The organism is Streptomyces sp. NPDC041200, from assembly GCF_055591805.1.
The window spans coordinates 225,634-242,658 of sequence record NZ_JBVIZF010000006.1 but is presented as its reverse complement, the minus strand read 5'-3'; the positions used below and the strand labels follow the sequence as shown (position 1 = coordinate 242,658).

At 70.5% G+C, this 17,025-nt stretch carries 13 protein-coding genes and 1 pseudogene; 6 read left to right on the top strand and 8 right to left on the bottom strand.

Annotated elements, in window-relative coordinates; all coding sequences use genetic code 11:
• Positions 1 to 7: 7 nt before the first annotated feature.
• From ACZ6CL_RS17985 to ACZ6CL_RS17975, 3 genes are all read left to right on the top strand, one after another.
• Positions 8 to 2,095 carry an acetate--CoA ligase family protein gene (locus ACZ6CL_RS17985; RefSeq protein ID WP_468937068.1) on the top strand — a complete coding sequence of 696 codons (2,088 nt, stop codon included), beginning with the start codon at positions 8 to 10 and terminating at the stop codon, positions 2,093 to 2,095.
• Entirely contained in the window at positions 2,088 to 2,873 is a 786-nt protein-coding gene (locus ACZ6CL_RS17980) for a carnitinyl-CoA dehydratase (RefSeq protein ID WP_468937067.1), read from the top strand. Before ACZ6CL_RS17985 ends, ACZ6CL_RS17980 begins: the two co-directional genes overlap by 8 nt.
• Before the next feature lie 74 nt (positions 2,874 to 2,947).
• Positions 2,948 to 3,133: a hypothetical protein gene (locus tag ACZ6CL_RS17975; RefSeq protein ID WP_468937066.1), complete on the top strand. Its 186-nt coding sequence runs from the start codon at positions 2,948 to 2,950 to the stop codon at positions 3,131 to 3,133.
• Between the two features lie 42 nt (positions 3,134 to 3,175).
• On the opposite strand, the gene ACZ6CL_RS17970 is transcribed toward ACZ6CL_RS17975, so the two are convergent.
• Both ACZ6CL_RS17970 and ACZ6CL_RS17965 read right to left on the bottom strand, forming a co-directional pair.
• Positions 3,176 to 4,612 (bottom strand): sulfatase family protein, encoded by a 1,437-nt coding sequence (locus tag ACZ6CL_RS17970; RefSeq protein ID WP_468937065.1) that lies wholly within the window; start codon positions 4,610 to 4,612, stop codon positions 3,176 to 3,178.
• Positions 4,613 to 4,712: 100 nt separating this feature from the next.
• Positions 4,713 to 5,315, bottom strand: a complete 603-nt coding sequence (locus ACZ6CL_RS17965; RefSeq protein WP_468937064.1) for a proprotein convertase P-domain-containing protein — start codon at positions 5,313 to 5,315, stop codon at positions 4,713 to 4,715.
• A gap of 515 nt (positions 5,316 to 5,830) precedes the next feature.
• Between ACZ6CL_RS17965 and ACZ6CL_RS17960 the strand changes: the two genes are divergently transcribed.
• Positions 5,831 to 6,841: an alpha/beta hydrolase gene (locus ACZ6CL_RS17960; protein ID WP_468937063.1), complete on the top strand. Its 1,011-nt coding sequence runs from the start codon at positions 5,831 to 5,833 to the stop codon at positions 6,839 to 6,841.
• 118 nt (positions 6,842 to 6,959) lie between these two features.
• On the opposite strand, the gene ACZ6CL_RS17955 is transcribed toward ACZ6CL_RS17960, so the two are convergent.
• The 3 genes and pseudogenes from ACZ6CL_RS17955 to ACZ6CL_RS17945 all read right to left on the bottom strand — a co-directional run.
• Positions 6,960 to 8,219 (bottom strand): McrC family protein, encoded by a 1,260-nt coding sequence (locus ACZ6CL_RS17955; RefSeq protein ID WP_468937062.1) that lies wholly within the window; start codon positions 8,217 to 8,219, stop codon positions 6,960 to 6,962.
• Positions 8,212 to 10,776 carry an AAA family ATPase gene (locus tag ACZ6CL_RS17950; RefSeq protein WP_468937061.1) on the bottom strand — a complete coding sequence of 855 codons (2,565 nt, stop codon included), beginning with the start codon at positions 10,774 to 10,776 and terminating at the stop codon, positions 8,212 to 8,214. Before ACZ6CL_RS17950 ends, ACZ6CL_RS17955 begins: the two co-directional genes overlap by 8 nt.
• A gap of 1,213 nt (positions 10,777 to 11,989) precedes the next feature.
• Positions 11,990 to 12,118: pseudogene (locus tag ACZ6CL_RS17945) on the bottom strand (hypothetical protein); the annotation flags it as partial.
• A gap of 67 nt (positions 12,119 to 12,185) precedes the next feature.
• Here ACZ6CL_RS17945 and ACZ6CL_RS17940 point away from each other — a divergent pair.
• Together ACZ6CL_RS17940 and ACZ6CL_RS17935 are read left to right on the top strand one after the other, a co-directional pair.
• A complete protein-coding gene (locus ACZ6CL_RS17940) occupies positions 12,186 to 12,740 on the top strand; it encodes a DinB family protein (RefSeq protein ID WP_468937060.1) in 555 nt (184 codons plus the stop codon).
• A complete protein-coding gene (locus ACZ6CL_RS17935; RefSeq protein ID WP_468937059.1) occupies positions 12,737 to 13,972 on the top strand; it encodes an MFS transporter in 1,236 nt (411 codons plus the stop codon). Before ACZ6CL_RS17940 ends, ACZ6CL_RS17935 begins: the two co-directional genes overlap by 4 nt.
• A 73-nt stretch (positions 13,973 to 14,045) precedes the next feature.
• Here the strand turns inward: ACZ6CL_RS17935 and ACZ6CL_RS17930 are convergent, their stop codons facing one another.
• The 3 genes from ACZ6CL_RS17930 to ACZ6CL_RS17920 all read right to left on the bottom strand — a co-directional run bounded on the left by ACZ6CL_RS17930 (position 14,046) and on the right by ACZ6CL_RS17920 (position 16,929).
• Complete coding sequence (locus ACZ6CL_RS17930; protein ID WP_468937058.1) at positions 14,046 to 14,645, bottom strand: hypothetical protein; 600 nt, start codon at positions 14,643 to 14,645, stop codon at positions 14,046 to 14,048.
• Positions 14,646 to 14,770: 125 nt separating this feature from the next.
• Positions 14,771 to 15,988 carry a cytochrome P450 gene (locus ACZ6CL_RS17925; RefSeq protein WP_468937057.1) on the bottom strand — a complete coding sequence of 406 codons (1,218 nt, stop codon included), beginning with the start codon at positions 15,986 to 15,988 and terminating at the stop codon, positions 14,771 to 14,773.
• Between the two features lie 209 nt (positions 15,989 to 16,197).
• On the bottom strand, positions 16,198 to 16,929 hold the full coding sequence (locus ACZ6CL_RS17920; RefSeq protein ID WP_468937056.1) for an FCD domain-containing protein: 732 nt from the start codon (positions 16,927 to 16,929) through the stop codon (positions 16,198 to 16,200).
• Between the last annotated feature and the right edge of the window lie 96 nt (positions 16,930 to 17,025).

Here is a 17,025-nt window from a genome sequence, read left to right as displayed (position 1 = left end):
CCCGGCGATGGAGACCAGGGGCAACCTCCGACGCCTGCTGAGCCCGCGCCACATCGCCGTGTTCGGCGGCGACACCGCCGCCGCGGCGATCCGGCAGTGCCGCCGCGCGGGCTACACCGGGGCGGTCTGGCCCGTCCACCCCCGGCGTACGAGCATCGAAGGCCTCCGCTGCTACCCGGACGCCGCCGCCTTGCCCGAGCCACCGGACGCCTCGTTCCTCGCCGTACCGAGGGGCGCCACCGTCGAGGTGCTGGCGGAACTCGCCGCACGCGGCGCGGGCGGCGCGGTCTGCCACGCGGCGGGCTTCGCCGAGGACGGGGAGACCGGCGCGCGGTGGCAGCGCGACTTCGTCCGCGCCGCGGGGCAGATGGCGGTCATCGGGCCCAATTGCATCGGGATGCTCGACTACCTCGACGGCGCCGCGCTCTGGGCCGACCAGCACGGCGGGCGGCGGGTCGAGCGCGGCGTCGCCATCATCACGCAGAGCGGCAATATCGGCCAGAACCTCACCATGCAGCGCAGATCGCTGCCGCTGGCCCGGCTGGTGACCGTGGGCAACGCCGCCGTGACCGGGGTGGCCGAACTGGTCGACGCGCTGCTGGAGGACCCCCGGATCACCGCGATCGGCCTGCACCTGGAGGGCATCGACGACCCCGCGAGCCTGTCCCGGGCCGCCGTACGCGCGCTCCAGCGCCGCGTCCCGATCGTCGTGCTGAAGACGGGCCGGTCGGAACTGGGCGGCCGGGCCAACCTGAGCCACACCAGCTCCCTGGCGGGGTCCGATGTGCTCTGCGACGCCTTCTTCCGGCGTCTGGGAATGGCCCGGGTACACCAGGTCGGCACCTTCCTGGAGACGCTGAAGTACCTGCACGTCCACGGCCCGGGGCGTGGAGCGCGCATCGCCTCCGCGAGTTGTTCGGGAGGCGAGGCGTCACTGCTGGCCGACCTCGCCCACGACCATGACATCGAACTGCCACCGTTTCCCGGCGACACCGTCCGGCGGCTGGGGGAGGTGCTCGGCGACCGCGTGTCCGTCGACAACCCCTTGGATTACCACACCTACATCTGGGGTGACTTCGACGCCCAGCGGGACTGTTTCCACGCGTTCCTCACCACCGGTTTCGACACCCATCTCCTGGTGCTCGACTTCCCCCGGGCGGACCGCTGCTCCCCGGAGGCGTGGCAGACCACCCTGGACGCCTACCTGGCCGCGCGCCGGTGGTCCGGCGCGCCCGCCTGTGTGGTCAGCACGCTGCCGGAAGGGCTGCCGGAGCCGGTGCGCACGCGGCTGCTGGACGAGGGCGTCGCCCCGATGCAGGGCATCGCCGAATGCCTGACGGCGATCGCCGCGGCGCGTCAGGCCGGACTGGCCCAGGCGGCGGCCGATACGGCCCTGCCGCTCGACCCGGACACCCCGGCCCCGCCGGCCGGATCGCCGCCCCTCGACGAGTGGCGCGGCAAGCGGATCCTCGCCGAGTGGGGCGTCCCCGTTCCCTCCGGCTCCGTGGCCACGTCGGCCGACACCGCGGCCGACGTGGCCCGGGACATCGGGTTCCCCGTGGTGGTGAAGGCGCTGTCGGAGACGATCGCGCACAAGAGCGATGTCGGCGGGGTGCGCCTCGGGCTGGCCGGGGAACAGCAGGTGCGCGACGCGGTGGCCGCCATGGCGGGGCTTTCTGACCGTTTCCTCGTGGAGCGCATGGCCGAGGGCGCGGTGGCGGAACTGATCGTCGGTGTGCACCGGGACCCGCAGTTCGGCCCGGCGCTCACCCTGGGCGCGGGCGGCACGATGGTCGAACTCCTCCACGACGCGGCCACCCTGCTGCTGCCCGTACGGCGCGACGAGATCCGCGCCGCCCTGCGACGGCTGCGCGTCTGGCCGCTTCTGACCGGCTTCCGGGGACAGCCGCCGGGTGACGTCGACGCCGTCATCGACGCGGTGGCGAACGTGGCCGACTACGCGCGCGGCCACGCGCACACGCTCGTGGAACTCGACATCAACCCCCTGCTGGTCCTTCCCGGCCACGGCGGCGTCGTGGCCGCCGATGTGCTGATCAGGCTGGGCACCGACGAACGAGGAGAAGCGCGTGGCTGACCCGGTACGCATCGAGGCCGACGGCGGCATCCTGCTGGTGACCCTGGACCGCCCCAAGGCGAACGCGATCGACGTGGCCACCAGCCGCGCTCTCCACGCCGCCTTCGACCAACTGGCCCGGGACGAGACGCTGCGCGTGGCGGTGCTCACCGGCGCCGGTCAGCGGTTCTTCTCGGCGGGATGGGACCTCAAGGCCGCGGCGTCGGGCGAAGCCATCGACGCCGACCACGGCCCCGGCGGCTTCGCCGGGCTCACCGAACTCTTCGACCTCGACAAGCCCGTCATCGCGGCGGTGAACGGCCTCGCCCTCGGCGGTGGCTTCGAACTCGCCCTGGCCGCCGACCTGATCGTCGCCGCCGACCACGCCGAGTTCGCCCTGCCGGAGGTGACCCTCGGCATGATCCCCGACTCCGGCGGCGTGCTGAGGCTCCCCCGGCGCCTCCCGCGGGCGGTGGCCAGCGACCTCCTGCTGACCGGACGCCGCATGCCCGCACCCGAGGCGGAACGGTGGGGCCTGGTGAACCGCGTCGTCGACGGCCCCGACCTCCTGGAGACGGCCCTGCGGCTGGCCCGGGACATCTGCGCCGGGGCACCACTGGCAGTAGCGGCGATCAAGGAAATCCTCCGGACCACGGCCCATTCCACGATCGAGGAAGGCTACGCACACCTGCGCCACGGCGACCTGCCCGCATACCGGGCCATGCTGACATCCGACGACGCGGAGGAGGGCCCGCGCGCATTCGCCGAAAAACGTACCCCGCGGTGGACCGGCCGCTGAGCCACTTTCCCGCCTTTTGCCATCAATGCTCAAAAGCCTTCGGAGGGTGGGGAGGTCGGGTAGCGTCCCCGGACATGAGCAACCAGATCAGCATTGACCGAGCCCCGGGTTCCGAGGGCGGCATCAGCATCACCGTCAATCTCTCCGCGGAAGCCCTCAGCGCGCTCCAGGCGAATGGCCAGTATTCCGAGGCACTCGCCGAGGGACAGGTTTCCGGCGCCGGACCGGTACTGGAGAAGATTTCCTTCAACGTGTCGTAGAGCGGCCGCTCGGAAAGAGACTGCTCGTATTGAGGGCGCTCTTCAGCCCGCCGGATAGGGAAGCAGTTTCCCGGCTGTCCTTTCCCAGGAGGTCTTGAGTTCGGCGAGCAGCTCCGGCCGGTCGGGAGCGAGATCGGCCTGTTCCCGCGCGTCCTGGGCGAGATTGAACAGGTGGTCCTTGCCGTCGGCGTCCTGGTAGTACTTCCAGTCGCCGCGCCGCAGCGCCCGGTTGTCCCGCACCCGCCAGAAGAGGTCACGGTCACGCGGCGCTTCTCCGCGCAGCAGGTAACCGGCCAGGCTCGTGCCGTCCAGCGGATAGGCCGGGTCCGGCCGGGCGCCGCCCAGCTCCAGCAGGGTGGCGGTCCAGTCGGGGGAGAAGTTCGGCTCGTGACTGACCTGGTGCGGGTCGATCCGGGACGGCCACCGCAGGATGGTCGGCACCCGGATGCCGCCCTCCAGCAGGGCGAACTTCTCCCCGCTGAGCGGCCAGTTGTAGGAGAAGCGCTCGCCGCCGTTGTCGCTGGCGAACAGCACCAGGGTGTCGTCCTCCTGGCCCGAGCGGCGCAGGGCCTCGAGGACCTCGCCGACGGCGGCGTCCAGGCTCTCCACCATTTCCGTGTACTTCGCGACGGAGCCACCGTCGTAGTGGTTCAGCGCGTTGACGACGGCGTCATGGCTCTCGGCCGACCGTATCTTCGCGGCGATGGAGGCTCCGGTGGCGGCGTCGCCCTCGGCGAGCCATGGCCAGTGGGGAGTGGTGAAGTTGAGGTTGAGCAACCAGGGCCGGTCGTGGTGGCGGCTGACGTACTCGACGGCCCGTTCGGTGAGGACCGTCGTGTAGTAGCGCAGGTCCTTGTACTCGGCGTCGCCCTCGTACAGGTCGTACTCGCCGAGCTGCCCGAGCTTGGAGAAGTACTCCAGGACACCGCCGAAGTTGCCGAAGAACTCGTCCCAGCCGGACTTCGTCGGGCTGTAGTCGGGCAGCCAGCCGCAGTGCCACTTCCCGATCAGCGCGGTGGCGTAGCCGGCCGTCTTGAGCAGCGAGGCGAGGGTCGGATGGTTCGGGTCCAGCCCCTCGGAACGGTCGCCGACCGGCTCGGCCAGCCCGCCCTTCGTCCGGCCGGGATAGCGGCCGGTGTAGAGGCTGAAGCGGGTGGGGGAGCAGGTGGCCGAGCCGGAGTACGCGTTGGTGAAGCGCACCCCCTGCCGGGCGAGACGGTCGAGGTGCGGGGTCTTGATGTGCGGCGCGCCATAGGACGACAGATCGGCCCAGCCGAGGTCGTCGCCCAGGATGACCAGCACGTTGGGCCGGTGACCCGCGGCGCCGCCCGAGCGGGAACGGAAGGGCCGTTCCTCCGTTGCCTCGCCGGGCTTGTCGTGCGCGGTGGCCGGTCCGGCGGCGGCCACACCCGCCGCGGTCAGCGCGCCGCTCCCCATCAGACCGTGGAAGAGGCGGCGGGACATCCTGGGATCGTTCATGCTGATCAACGGTGGAGGGCCCCGGCGCCGCGCACAACACATGGCGAGCTGCCCTCATACGACGTTCATGCTCGTTACATACGGCCGCAACACGTCGGGCTCAGAAGGTGAGCTTCCAGCTGTTGAGCTGGCCGGTCTCGGTGGGGTACCAGTCCTCCACCCGGAGTTTCCAGGTGCCCCACGCGGGCTTCGACGAGGCGTTGACGGTGTACGTCACCTTCACGTCGTCCAGCGAGTCGACGATGGTGTAGTTCTTCAGCCGGTAGGACGTGCCGTCCGGGGCCACGAGGTCGATGGTCAGATCGCTGCGGTAGGTGTGCGAGATGTCCACGGACACCTGGAGGTTCGCGGGCGCGCTGCCCGTGCGGACGACGTTGATCGGCGAGTTCACCGGGCCGCCCACGTCCGGTCCGGGGACGTCCGTGGTGTTCTCGAAGACGCTCCCGCCCGTGGTGTTCACCGTCCAGCCGAAGGAGAGCGAGTTCATCTTCCCGGCCGCGTCGGTCACCGTGACCTTCACCGTGCTGGAGCCGAGGGCGGTCGGGGTGCCCGAGATCAGGCCGGTGGCAGGATCGAGGGAGAGGCCTGCGGGAAGCCCGGTGGCCTCGTTCAGCCCGCCGGACTCGCGGGAGCAGGCGAGCCCGGCGGTGGCGCTGGCGATGCCGTGGGTCATCTCGTGGGCGACGACGTCGACCGAGGTCACCGGCTTGTCGTGCGGGATCCCCGGGCCGGGCGGCCGCGGTGCCGGTCTGGAGGCCGACCGTGAGCACGGCGGCGTCGGTGAGCAGGGCGCCGGTGGCCAGGGCGCGGGTGCGGGCGTGTCCGCGTCTGCTGGGTGGGGCTCGGCCGAGGGAAGGGTGCCACCAGTGGACTGGACCTGTCACCGGCCGATGACAACGTGTCCGGAATGGGTCCGCGGCCACGAGGGGAGTGGCCCCATGTCTCCCGGACACCGTGGCTGCATCCGCCCAGGGGCCGACGTCGGCGCCGCGGTCCTGCGGGCGGACGTGGCGGGGCGACGCCGCCACTGGCTGCCACGCCTGACCCCCGTCCCGCGAGGAAAAGGGCGGGCAGCCCTCGCAGGGCACATGAGTGGGGCCCGCCTGCGCAGGGGTGTCGCGCCACCCGCCCGGTAGAATCCGCCACGCGACGGCTGGTCCTCTCGCAGCGGGCGGCCGACGGCGGGGGATCCTCCTTCTGCGACCCTGGGAGCCGACCATGCAGAACACCTCCCCCGACCCGGCGGCCACCGCACCGCTCGGGCCACCGCCGCCGTTCGATCCGGAACTCGCCGCGGCACTCGCGGTCATCACCCAGATGCTGCCGCCCGGCGGGTCCGCGGCCGAGCCGGGCGCCACGCCCCCTCAGGACGTGCCCGGAATGGAACCGGTGACGACCGCGGATCTGGAGCGCGACGGGACCTTCCGGGTCGAGGAGCGGTCCGTTCCCGGCCCGGCGGACGCACCGGACGTCTCGCTGCTGATCTGCCGCCCATCCGCCGCGGCCACCCCGACACCGGCCCTCTTCCACATCCACGGCGGCGGCATGATGGTCGGCGACAACCGGACGGGTGTGCCCGACATGCTCGACCTCGCCGAGGAGCTGGGGCTGGCCGTGGTGTCCGTCGAATACCGCCTGGCGCCCGGCACACCGCATCCGGGCCCGGTCGAGGACTGCTACGCGGGCCTGACCTGGACCGCCGAGCACGCCGAGGAGTTGGGCGTCGACCCGGAGCGCATCGTCGTCGCCGGTGGCAGCGCCGGTGGCGGCCTCGCGGCGGCCGTCGCCCTGCTGGCGCGCGACCGCGGTGGCCCGGCCTTGTTCGGGCAGCTACTGATGTGCCCCATGCTGGACGACCGCAACGACACCCCGTCCGCCCACCAGATGACCGGACTCGGGGTGTGGGACAGAGCCTCGAACGAGGCCGGATGGACGGCACTGCTCGGCCCCGCCCGCGGAACGGACGCCGTCCCGCCCTACGCCGCACCCGCCCGCGCGACCGACCTGTCCGGGCTGCCGCCCGCGTTCATCGACGTGGGATCCGCGGAGACCTTCCGTGACGAGGACGTAGACTACGCCGCCCGCCTCTGGCGAGCCGGGGGCCAGGCCGAACTGCACGTCTGGCCCGGTGCGTTCCATGGTTTCAGCGGAATGGCCCCGCACGCCGCCATCTCCCGCGATGCCCGCGCCGCGCGACTGCTGTGGCTGCGCCGACTCCTGACGAACTGACCGCAGCGGCAGCGGGGGCGGCGATGCTCCGCCCCCGCTGGTCCGTGTCGTCCGGTGCCGGGCGAAACAAGCTGCTGACCTCAGGCGTTGTGTCTCGGCCCACCGCGAAGGCCACTGCCTACGGCCGGGCCCCGCTGATGACGCGCGCCAAGGCCGCGGTGGCGTCCCGCGGTGACACACGCGTGTCTACTCCCGCCACGTGCACCTCGGCGAGTTGGCCGCGGGGCGCTGTCACCCGGAGTCGGCGGTGGGAGCCACCGGTTGGAGAAGGGTGGACGATGATGGCCGCTCCGGTGCGACCGGTGGAGTACCCGGCGCTGTAGGTGAGCATCTGGTGGATGTCATCGGACGAGACGGATCTGCTGTCATAGCGCTTGTACTTGGCGTCCACAGCCAGTAACACCGGCCGCACACCTTCGAAGCGGAGCAGGACGTCCGGGCGGAACGGGGAGTGGGACGAGAGGTCACCGGAAACCTTGATGGCCGAACTGCCGGAGGACGGGACAGGGCGACCGGACATTCCAGTGGCTGCTTCGAGGGCCATGCGTCGAACGACCGCTTCCCACAGAACCTCCATGCGCAGCAGCAGGGAGTCGGCGGCGTGTCCGGCGTCGACCAGCAGGTCGTCGACTCCGCCTCCGTCGAGGAGCAGTCGGGCCCAGGCGTGGGCAGGGCGATAGCGCGCGTTGAGCCGCGTGTACTTGGCCTTCGAGAGCATCCGCACGGCCGCCGCACGGGTGGCGGGCCGGGGGAAGAGTGCGGCGGTGTCGGCTGCCGCACGCGCCCATTCCTGGCGGTCGGTGAGCCGGGCGGCCAGGGCCAGGGCGGAGCCGCACACCTCGTTCTCCCAGATGGTGGCGTCCCGTTCGAAGGTGCGCAGGTGGAGCCGGTCGAGTTGTCCGTAGCGCCGGGAGACCTGGGCGGCGAGGTCCAGCCGTCCCCGTAGGACCGGTTCGACCAGATCGTGGCGGACGTAGTCCCGGCGCAGCCCGCCGAGGAGGAGCGCGCGGCACTCCGTGATGAGGGCGGAGATGACCAGGTCTGTGAACCCGGCGCGGTCGGTTTCCCATCCGCGGGGAGTACCTGTGTGCTGGACCGGTAGCTGGAGGGCGTAGCACAACCAGCTGATCAGTCGGCTGCCGTCCACAGCGGTCTTGGGCTCGATGACCAGACGGACGCGGTCGAGCACCAGCACGCCCACTGTTGACACTGCCTCGATGCGCCAGCCGTCCCGGGTCTCGGACACCCTCAGACATCCTTGGCCGGTGAGCGAGCGCAGGCGGTCCAGATCCGCGTCCGTCAGCTGCTCCCTCCGAACCTGACGGTGCTCGTACTCACCGAGCCGGATCTCCTCGAGCCGCGCGTGAGGATCACCCATCAAGTGCCTCGTCGGCGCCGGGGGTGGTGAACTCCGCGGCGAGCGCGGCGGCCAGCTCGTCCGTGGGGATCAGCGCGAGGCGCCCCGTCTGGGGGTCGATCAGCCTGCCGAGCAGATGCCGCAGCAGGTCCGCGTTGCCGAGGGTGTAGTCCTCCAATAGCGGGACGATGTCGTCGTGGAAGGCGGCGGCGAGGTGCGTGTCGCTGGTCAGAGGTTCGCCGTCGCGCAGGAAGAAGGCGTGGCCGAGTTGATGGTCGGCGTCCAGGAACCGCACGATCCGGGTGTTGAGCTCTTCGAAGAACGCGGCCAGATCCAGCGGCCCCACCGCCCCGGACACCACGTCTGTGTCCGGACCCACCTCGATGAAGGCGAACCGACGCCGGATTGCCGCGTCCAAGTGGCCGACGCTGCGGTCCGCTGTGTTCATCGTCCCGATGATGCGCACATTGGACGGCACGGAGAATGACCGGCCGCTGACGGGCAGGACCACCGGCATGTCGCGCTTGTCCCGCTCCAGCAGGGTGACCAGCTCACCGAAGACGCGGGGTAGGTCGCCTCGGTTGATCTCGTCGATGATCAGCAGAAAGGTGCGGTCGGGCTCCCGAGTGGCGGCGGCGCAGATGTTGACGAAGACGCCGTCCGTGAGCCGCAGCGACAGCCCGCTCCCTGCCTGGGATGGCGTGGGTTTGAAGCCCTCCACGAAGTCCTCGTAGCCGTAGGAGGGGTGGAAGGTCACGAGGCTGACCGTGGGCTGGGCCGTGCTGGTGTCGTCTTCCCCCTCGGCCTCGCCGAGGATTCGCTCGGCTTCGCGGGCTGTCAGCCTGAACGCGGTGCCCTGCATGCGGTGCACTGTGGGTTCGCTGAGGCTCAGAACCGGATCGGTGTTGAACTCTTCCCACGTGGGGCCGTCAAGCGGGCGGACCCACTCCAGACTCACGCATGCGTCTTCGTCGGACAGATCGATGGCGGTGACGCGCCCCAGAGCGATGGCCTTCTTGGTGGGAGTGCCTTCGTAGCCGACCACGAGATCGCCGGGTCGCATCTGCTCGAAGTTGCGGGCGAGTCGGCCTTTCCAGAGGGTGACTCGCCCCTCCTTCTCCAGGTCCGCCCAGCTCCAGTCGCTCTTGCTCCGGCTGGCGGCATACAGCCATACCGAGGGCTGCTCGCCAACTGATCCGACGGCTGGCGACATCATCGCGCGGACGGCGGCCTGGCGCTCCGGTGTGGCGGCGTCGATGCCCTCCGGCCTGCCGGTCATAGCGAGGGCGGCACTCAGCGCGAGCCGGGTCTTTCCGGTGCCCGGCGGGCCATAGAGGATCACTTGACCCTTGCGCTCCAGCGCGTCGGCAACCCTGGTGACCTGAGGTGGCAGCGTGGCTGGGGTGTCGACCGCGTCCGGGCGGCCAGGCGCAGCGGACGACGCACCGGTCGGCACGGATTCCGTCTGCCGCTGGGCCCGCAACTGCTTCCACAGTCTCTGACTGACCGGGTTGAACGTCTGCCGCCACCCGTGCTGCGGCGAGTCAAGGGTCTGTGCGTACGTGGTGTCCCATGCGACGCCGACCAGATGGGGCGCCTCGGGAGACAACGCCTCGTCGTAGGTGTACCCGGCGTCCGTCACCGTGCCCACGGCCAGCACCTCGGACATCCCGCGGTTCGCGACGATGAGGTCGCCAGGCTTGAGGTCTCGGTACGCCAGCAGGCGACGGGCAAGCGTCAGATGCCCGCCTGCCTGCTTCGGCCAGTGCTCGGTGAGGGCTTCGCGGAGCTCCGCATCGCTGCCGTACTCGGCGAGATTTCCCACCTCTCCCCAAGCCACGCAGATGTGACCGTTCCGCAGACAGGTCTCCCAGAAGGAGGCCCGCTGCCCCGGGGCGACCTTCAACAGCGTCGGAGACTTGGGCCGTGGGTCGAACTCCTTGTACAGCAGCCGCATCACCTCATGCGGGCTCCAACTCTCCAGCTCGGTCCGGGCCAGCACCAACTCCCGCAGCTGCCGATTCAGCCGCCACGAGGGTGCCCCGGAGGGAGACCCGCCGAGAATACCGATGAAGTGCCGCAGGTGGTCGGCGGAGTACACAGGAAGGAACTCGTCAGGGAAGTATGTGGCGAGGGATTTGGTCACCAGCGCGGGACCGTAGGCGAGCGCCTCCAGGTCGTCCACCCGGTCGAACGCGCCCACCTCGGCCGCCTTGTACGCCGCCACGAACTCCCCGCGCAGCCGCCCCCACGCGTCCTCCGTGCTCATCCCCTTCAGCGGAGCGGACATTTTCCACTCTCCACTGCGATGCCGGAACATGATGTGCTTCCCGGCGGCGCCGCCCCTGATGCTGCCGAGGGCATCGGTGTGGAACTCCAGCCGAGCGCAGTAGGGCAGACCCCACTTCTGCCGGTCCGCGAACCCCAACGCATACCGCTCCAACGGTAGGTCGGGCCAGCCCTCCAGAGGAAACTCCTGAAGAGTCTGCAGTCGCTGCGTCTCGGCCTTTGCCAACTCCTCAGCGTACGAGCCACGGTTGAACGCAGCCGCGGCGACTGCCAGAGCATTCTGTTCCATGCTGCCACTATGGCGCACTTTGATGTGGCTTGCCGGGGGAGTATAGGAAGCGATATGTGCGTCCCCTTGCGCCTCTCCTGCGAGGCCTGGGGCTGGTGAAGGAGGAGTAGTCGCCTGACCGCGGTTGGCTGCGCCGTTCCCTGGTGGGGCAGCGCCGATGTGGTGAATTCTCGTATTTCGCCTTCTAGGCGCTTGAAGGGTGTGTAAGTGTAGCGACACCTCGCTAGCCGGAGGAATGGGGAGAGAGGTCCAATTTGTGTAACTTATTGGACAGAGCATGGCTGACCGTGGCTTATACGGGCACCGCTTTCAGGGGTGGGGCACCGGGACAGCTCGGCGCGTTCGAAGACGTCGGAGTACGGCAACTTCTTCTCGGGGCCGAGCGATTCGATGACGTCACCGTCGATCTGCCGACCCAGAAGCCCGCGGTGTTTCGAGCCGGAGCCTTCTCCGCGGAGCAGCGAGAGATCCCGAACGCCTGTGATGTGAAGGGGGAGCCGGGCCGTCCCTTCGGCCCGCTCGCGTCGGTATCACCCCGGAAGGGCGTTCGAGATGGAGGATGATGAATGGCCCAAGCGCCCGTGGCGTGATCCCGCGTGGTGGCTGGTAGCGATCGCGGCTCTTGGATTGTTTCATCAGATGATGGTGAATTTGTTTCGGTAGTCCGGCTCCGTACGCCGGGATGCGCTGCGGGCCCAGCGCTGTGTGGCGACCATGCTTTCGACCTCCTTGAGTACGAGGTCGGGGCGGTCCTTCGGGGCGTCTGGGCTGGCGCCTCCGGGCGCTGCCCCCGTCAGCGGGCGGCGGTGACGCGGTCGCACCGCATACGGGAACTCCGGCGCCGCACGACGCGCAGGACGAACCGTGGCCCGTGGCCATCAACGCGGCGATACGGCAGCATTCCTGACCAATGGCTACACCAAAGGCCCGTCCGACGCGGGGACTCCGAGGAACTCGAGCATGTGCGGCTGGCCGACCTTCTCCTGTCCGGGAAACGCGCCGAGGCGGCGGCGTACTTGCGTGAGCACCTGTCGTCCGTCGGCCAGGAGAAGGCGGGCCGCCCGGGCGCCTGAGCGGTCCGCTGAGCGGTCCGCTGAGCGGTCCGGACCGGTGGCGGCCGGTGCGGGACGGCGGTAGCGTCCCACCCTCGACCGACGAGGGAGGCGCCGTGCTCCCCACCGAGCTGCCAGAGTCGGCCGAACGTATGGCCGACTCACCTGATGCCGATGTGCGCGCCGGGCCCCAGCGGCAGGCCGAATCCGTAGAAGATGGCCAGGACCGCCGGCCAGACCACCAGGAACGGCACGGCGAAGACCGAGAGCCGGGCGATGAGCGTGCCGAGACGGGCCTCGGGAAGAGGGCAGGGCCCGCTTCCGGATGGTCCTCACCACCGGCCTGGAGGCGAACTCATGCTCCCGATAGACGCGTTGCTGCGCGAGTACGACCGTGCCCGTGCCTACACCGACGACCTGTGGAAGGACCTCACCCCGGACGAGGTGACCTGGCGTCCGCACGAGGACTCCAGCGCCATCGGCTGGCACCTGGGCCACCAGGCCCATGTCGCCCACTTCATGATCCGCAACCTCACCGCGGCCGAGCCCAGCCCGGATCCGGAGCTGGACGCCCTGATGGACTCGGCGAACCCGGAGAAGTTCCGCGGCACGCTGCCCACGGTCAAACGGCTCACCGCGTTCCGTACGACCGTCGCGGAGCGCGTCCACGCCCGCATCGGCGACATCGCCGCCGGCCGGGTCGGTGCCCCCACCCAGCTCACCATCGTCGCCGCCCACTTGCTCACCGCGCTCATCAACCACGAGTACCAGCACGACCAGTGGCTCAGTGAAGTCCGCGCGGGCGACCTCGGCCACGCGCTCCCGTCCGACCCCGACAGCGAGTACGTACGCCGTATCGACGGCTACCTCGTCGTAGACGTCCTGCAGCCAGAGGGAGGGACTCGCCTGTGACCAGCACCGCCGCGGACCCCACCACCGGTATGTCCGCCCGGCCCGAGGCACAGCGCCGCGTCCTCGCCGTCCTGGTCAGCAGCCAGATCCTGAGCGGGGCCTGGCTCGCGGCGGGCATCACCGTCGGGGCCCTGCTCGCCCAGGACATGCTCGGCTCCACCGACCTCACGGGTGTGCCCAGCGCCCTGTTCACGGCGGGATCCGCCGTCGCGGCCGTCGCGGTGGGCCGTATCTCCCAGGCCCGGGGCCGCAGACCGGGCCTGGCCGCGGGATACCTGACCGGCGCCGTGGGCAGCGCGGGCGTCATCGCCGCCGCCGTCGCCGACAACCCCGTACTGCTCTTCATCGCCCTGTTCGTCTACGGCGCCGGTACCGCCACCAACCTCCAGGCACGGTACGCCGGAGCCGATCTCGCGGCCCCGGCCCACCGCGCCCGCGCCGTCTCCACCGTCCTGGTCGCCACCACCCTCGGCGGTGTCGTCGGCCCCAACCTCGCCGCACCCACCGGCGACCTCGCCGACAGCCTCGGCATTCCCGCCCTGGCCGGGCCGTTCCTCCTCTCCGGCGCGGCCTACGCGCTGGCCGCCCTCGTCCTCGCCGTCTGGCTGCGCCCGGACCCCCTGCTGCTGGCCCGCGGCCTCGACCTCCAGCAGCCGACGGAGACCACCGCGGCGAAGACGCGAGGGCCTGGGCTGATACCGGGCGCGCTGACGATGATCCTCACTCAGCTGGTCATGGTCGCGATCATGACGATGACTCCCGTGCACATGCACGACCACGGCCACGGCACCGCCGCCTCCGGCTTCGTCATCGCCCTCCACGTCGGCGCCATGTACCTGCCCTCGCCACTGACCGGCTGGCTTGTCGACCGCTACGGCCCCACGGTCGTGGCCGCCGCCTCCGGTCTCACCCTCCTGGCTGCCGGAATCGCCGCCGCCGCGGCGCCCGGCGACTCCGTCGCCCTGCTCGCCCTGGCGCTCGCCCTGCTGGGGCTGGGCTGGAACCTGGGCCTCGTCTCCGGCACCGCGATGATCACCGACGCCCTGCCGCTGGCCACCCGTGCCAAGACCCAGGGCATGGTCGACGTCTCCATCGCCATCGCCGGTGCCACCGGGGGCTTGGGCTCCGGCCTCGTCGTGGCCGCCGCCGGCTTTCCGGCCCTCGCCCTCACCGGCGGCATCCTCGCCCTCACCGTCCTGCCCGCGATCGCCGCCACCGCGAGGAGCCGGTGAGCTGGCCCATCCCGCTCGCCGAAGCCGCGTGCCCGGCCGCCCGCCCGCACAGCGTGCCCGAGAGGTCGTGACGCTAGCCCAGGCGCTGACACGGTTCGTGGATGCCTACGGCGCCGTGCGGGGCGCCCGGTGTGCGGTTGCGGGCCAGCGGTGAGAGGCCTGCCATGAGGGCGACGGCCGCGAGCGGGATCAGGTCGAGGCTTACCGTGATCAGGACGAAAAACACGAACACGAGCGCCGGGCTCCACACGGGCAGCCGCCTGGGCCGTACGGCCGCCAGCATGATCACCAGCGCGACCATGCCGAGCTGGAAGGCGACCGGGCCCGCGAACTCAAGAGGGCCGGGCAGCGGGGCGGAGTCGGCGAGGCCGGAGAACAGATCGCCGAGGATCACCCAGACGAAGCAGCCCGCGCCGAACACCCCGGTAACCATGGCGGCACTGGCGGCGATGCGCATCCGCACGGTGGCCGCGGGAACGAGGCGGCGCAGCTCCACGACGAAGGCCCCGAACAGGAGGAAGGCGGCGAGGAAGAACGTGTGGCCGAGGTCCCAAGCCACCCCGGGACCGTGGTCGCCGTCCATGCCGTCGATCAGGCGCAGCACGCCGTACACCAGCAGCAGGAAGGGGATGAGGACGGAGAGCAGTCGGGTGGTGCGTGCCGTCGATGTCATGCTCATACGGTCGCTGTCCGGTCCGGGTACGGGCTATCGGGGCGATCCCCCAGCGCACCCGAAGAGCCGCCCTAGGGGTGGGGCGGCTCGACGACCCAGCTTTCCCGGAGGCGCGGGCGGGGACGCTACCGGCGGCTCCACCGCACCCGCAGCGAGCCGGGTCCCCGGGTGAACACCCCTGTCTCGGTGGGGACCTCACCATCGGCGAAGGCCATCGTCGGGAAGGCGTCGAGCAGGTGGTTGACGCCCACCTCGATCTCGGCCTTCGCCAGGAGCGCCCCCACGCAGAAATGCCGCCCGAGTGCGAACGCCAGATGGTCCGCGGCGGCCGAGAAGGCACTGCCGGTCGCCAGATCATCACGGAAGATGTTGAACGCGTCGGGGTCGGCGTAACGGCTCCCGTCCCGGTTGGCCGCTCCGATCAGGCAGTTGACGGTGGCACCCGCCGGAATCGTGCCACCGCTCATCTCCACGTCCTCACGTGGCTGACGGAAGATCATGTGCACCGGAGGCGTGAAGCGCAGCGTCTCGGCGAAGGCCGCCGGGATGAGCGTACGGTCCTCGCGCACGGCCGCCAGTTGCTCCGGATGAGCCAGCAGATTGCGGAAGAGCCCGGCGATGGCCTTGTCCGTGGTCTCGCCGCCCGCCGCAAGCAGCAGGCTGACGAACGCCTTGATGTCCTCGTCGCTCATCCGCGTGCCGTCGATCTCGGCGGCACAGAGGACGGAGAGCAGATCGTCCCCCGGGTGCGCGCGCCGGTCCTGGATGATCGGGATCATGTAGGCGGCGAGTTCTTCCCGCGTGCGCAGCCCCGCCGCCGCGACCTCGGGGTCCTGGCTCAGGTTGCCCAGGAAGTCGATCATCGAGGTGTACCAGACGTGGAACCGGTCGTGGTCCGCCCGGTCCAGGCCGAGCATGTCGACGATGACGTTGATCGGGAAACGGGTCGCGTACTGGCCCACCAGATCGGCTTCCGGCGCGTCCCGGAAGGCGTCGATCAGTTCGCGGGAGTTGCGCTCGATGACGGGCAGGAACTTCTCCCTCAAGTCCTTCCCCCTGAAGGCGGGTGCCACCAGCGCGCGGCGCACGGAGTGTTCGCGCCCGTCCATTTGGAGAATGGTCCGGCCGTGCACCGGCTCGATCTGCCAGTCGTAGTTGTGGCTGGTGAACACCGGGTCCTTGAAGGCCCTGGCGACGTCTTCGTAGCGGGAGATGACGTAGGCGCCCGTCGCGTGGTGGTGGATCAGCGGAAAGTCCTCGCGCATGGCCCGGTAGGCGGGGTACGGGTCCGCCGCGAACTCCGGGGAGAGGATGTCGGGCGCCGTGGAGGGAGTAGTGGTCATGATGGAGTGCTTCCTGGGCGAGCGGCGGCCGCCACCGGCCGTACCCACCCACGGCGTACGCCACGGGGCATCACGACGGGGCACGACGGCGGCCCCGCTCATGCCACGTGATGGGACATCAGGTCGTGGCCAAGGCTAGACGCAGCGGAACCGGCGGGTCCAGATCCACTCGTGGGCGCCCCCGGGCACCAGGGCGGAGGGAAGAGCCGTCAGACGCTTCTGGTCTTGCGGGGATCGTCGGCGCGGCGTTCCGGCTTGCCCGCGATGGTGGCCCAGAGGTTGGGGCCGGAGGTGCTGTCAGGGCGTTGCGTGGCCATGAAGCGGACGCTGCGCTCGACCTTGACACGCCACAGACGGGCCGCCTCGGCCCCGTCGCCGGCGCGGATCGCCTCGAAGATGCGGGCGTTCTCGCGGGCGATGAGGTCGGCGGCCGTGTCGGCGAAGCCCAGTCCCAGGACCGCGATGAACATCCTCAGCCGCAGGGTGAGTCGCTGCAAGAAAAGACTGGTCCGGGGCAGGTTCACGGCGCGCGCCACCATGTCCTGGAAGTGCAGGTCCGCGTCTCCGATGCGGCTGTGGTCGTTGCGCCGGGCCACGGTGCGGACTTCGGCCAGGGCGGCGCGGACCGAGCGGAGTTGCGGTGCGTTCAGCAGGGCGGCCCGTTGCATGAGCACGGCGCCCAGGGCGGACCGGACCGCGCCGTCTCGGCCCTCGTGTACGACGACAACGGCGACCACCAGGGCATCGCCGTCGCCGAGGCCCTGGCCACGGCGGGTTCCGCGGTCGAGTTCGTCACCCCGGAGCAGGATGATCGCCCCGCTGGTCGGCTGCACCAACGCCCCCGCGTACCTCAAGACCTTCGCCGAGCACGCGGTCACCACGACCCTGGGCTCCCGCGTCACCAGGGTGGAACGGGACGCCGACCGCCGCCTGACCGTCACCCTCACCGACGATCACGCGGGCACGACACAGACCCGCACCGTCGACCAGCTGGTCGTCGAGCACGGCACCGTCCCCGTGGACGACCTCTACTTCGA

Excerpts from the sequence above, each read along its gene's own strand:
- ACZ6CL_RS17925 (WP_468937057.1), bottom strand. The coding sequence starts at position 15,988 with ATGACCACTACTCCCTCCACGGCGCCCGACATCCTCTCCCCGGAGTTC.
- ACZ6CL_RS17960 (WP_468937063.1), top strand. The coding sequence starts at position 5,831 with ATGCAGAACACCTCCCCCGACCCGGCGGCCACCGCACCGCTCGGGCCA.
- ACZ6CL_RS17970 (WP_468937065.1), bottom strand. The coding sequence starts at position 4,612 with ATGAACGATCCCAGGATGTCCCGCCGCCTCTTCCACGGTCTGATGGGG.
- ACZ6CL_RS17985 (WP_468937068.1), top strand. The coding sequence starts at position 8 with ATGGAGACCAGGGGCAACCTCCGACGCCTGCTGAGCCCGCGCCACATC.
- ACZ6CL_RS17930 (WP_468937058.1), bottom strand. The coding sequence starts at position 14,645 with ATGACATCGACGGCACGCACCACCCGACTGCTCTCCGTCCTCATCCCC.
- ACZ6CL_RS17940 (WP_468937060.1), top strand. The coding sequence starts at position 12,186 with ATGCTCCCGATAGACGCGTTGCTGCGCGAGTACGACCGTGCCCGTGCC.
- ACZ6CL_RS17955 (WP_468937062.1), bottom strand. The coding sequence starts at position 8,219 with ATGGGTGATCCTCACGCGCGGCTCGAGGAGATCCGGCTCGGTGAGTAC.
- ACZ6CL_RS17975 (WP_468937066.1), top strand. The coding sequence starts at position 2,948 with ATGAGCAACCAGATCAGCATTGACCGAGCCCCGGGTTCCGAGGGCGGC.
- ACZ6CL_RS17950 (WP_468937061.1), bottom strand. The coding sequence starts at position 10,776 with ATGGAACAGAATGCTCTGGCAGTCGCCGCGGCTGCGTTCAACCGTGGC.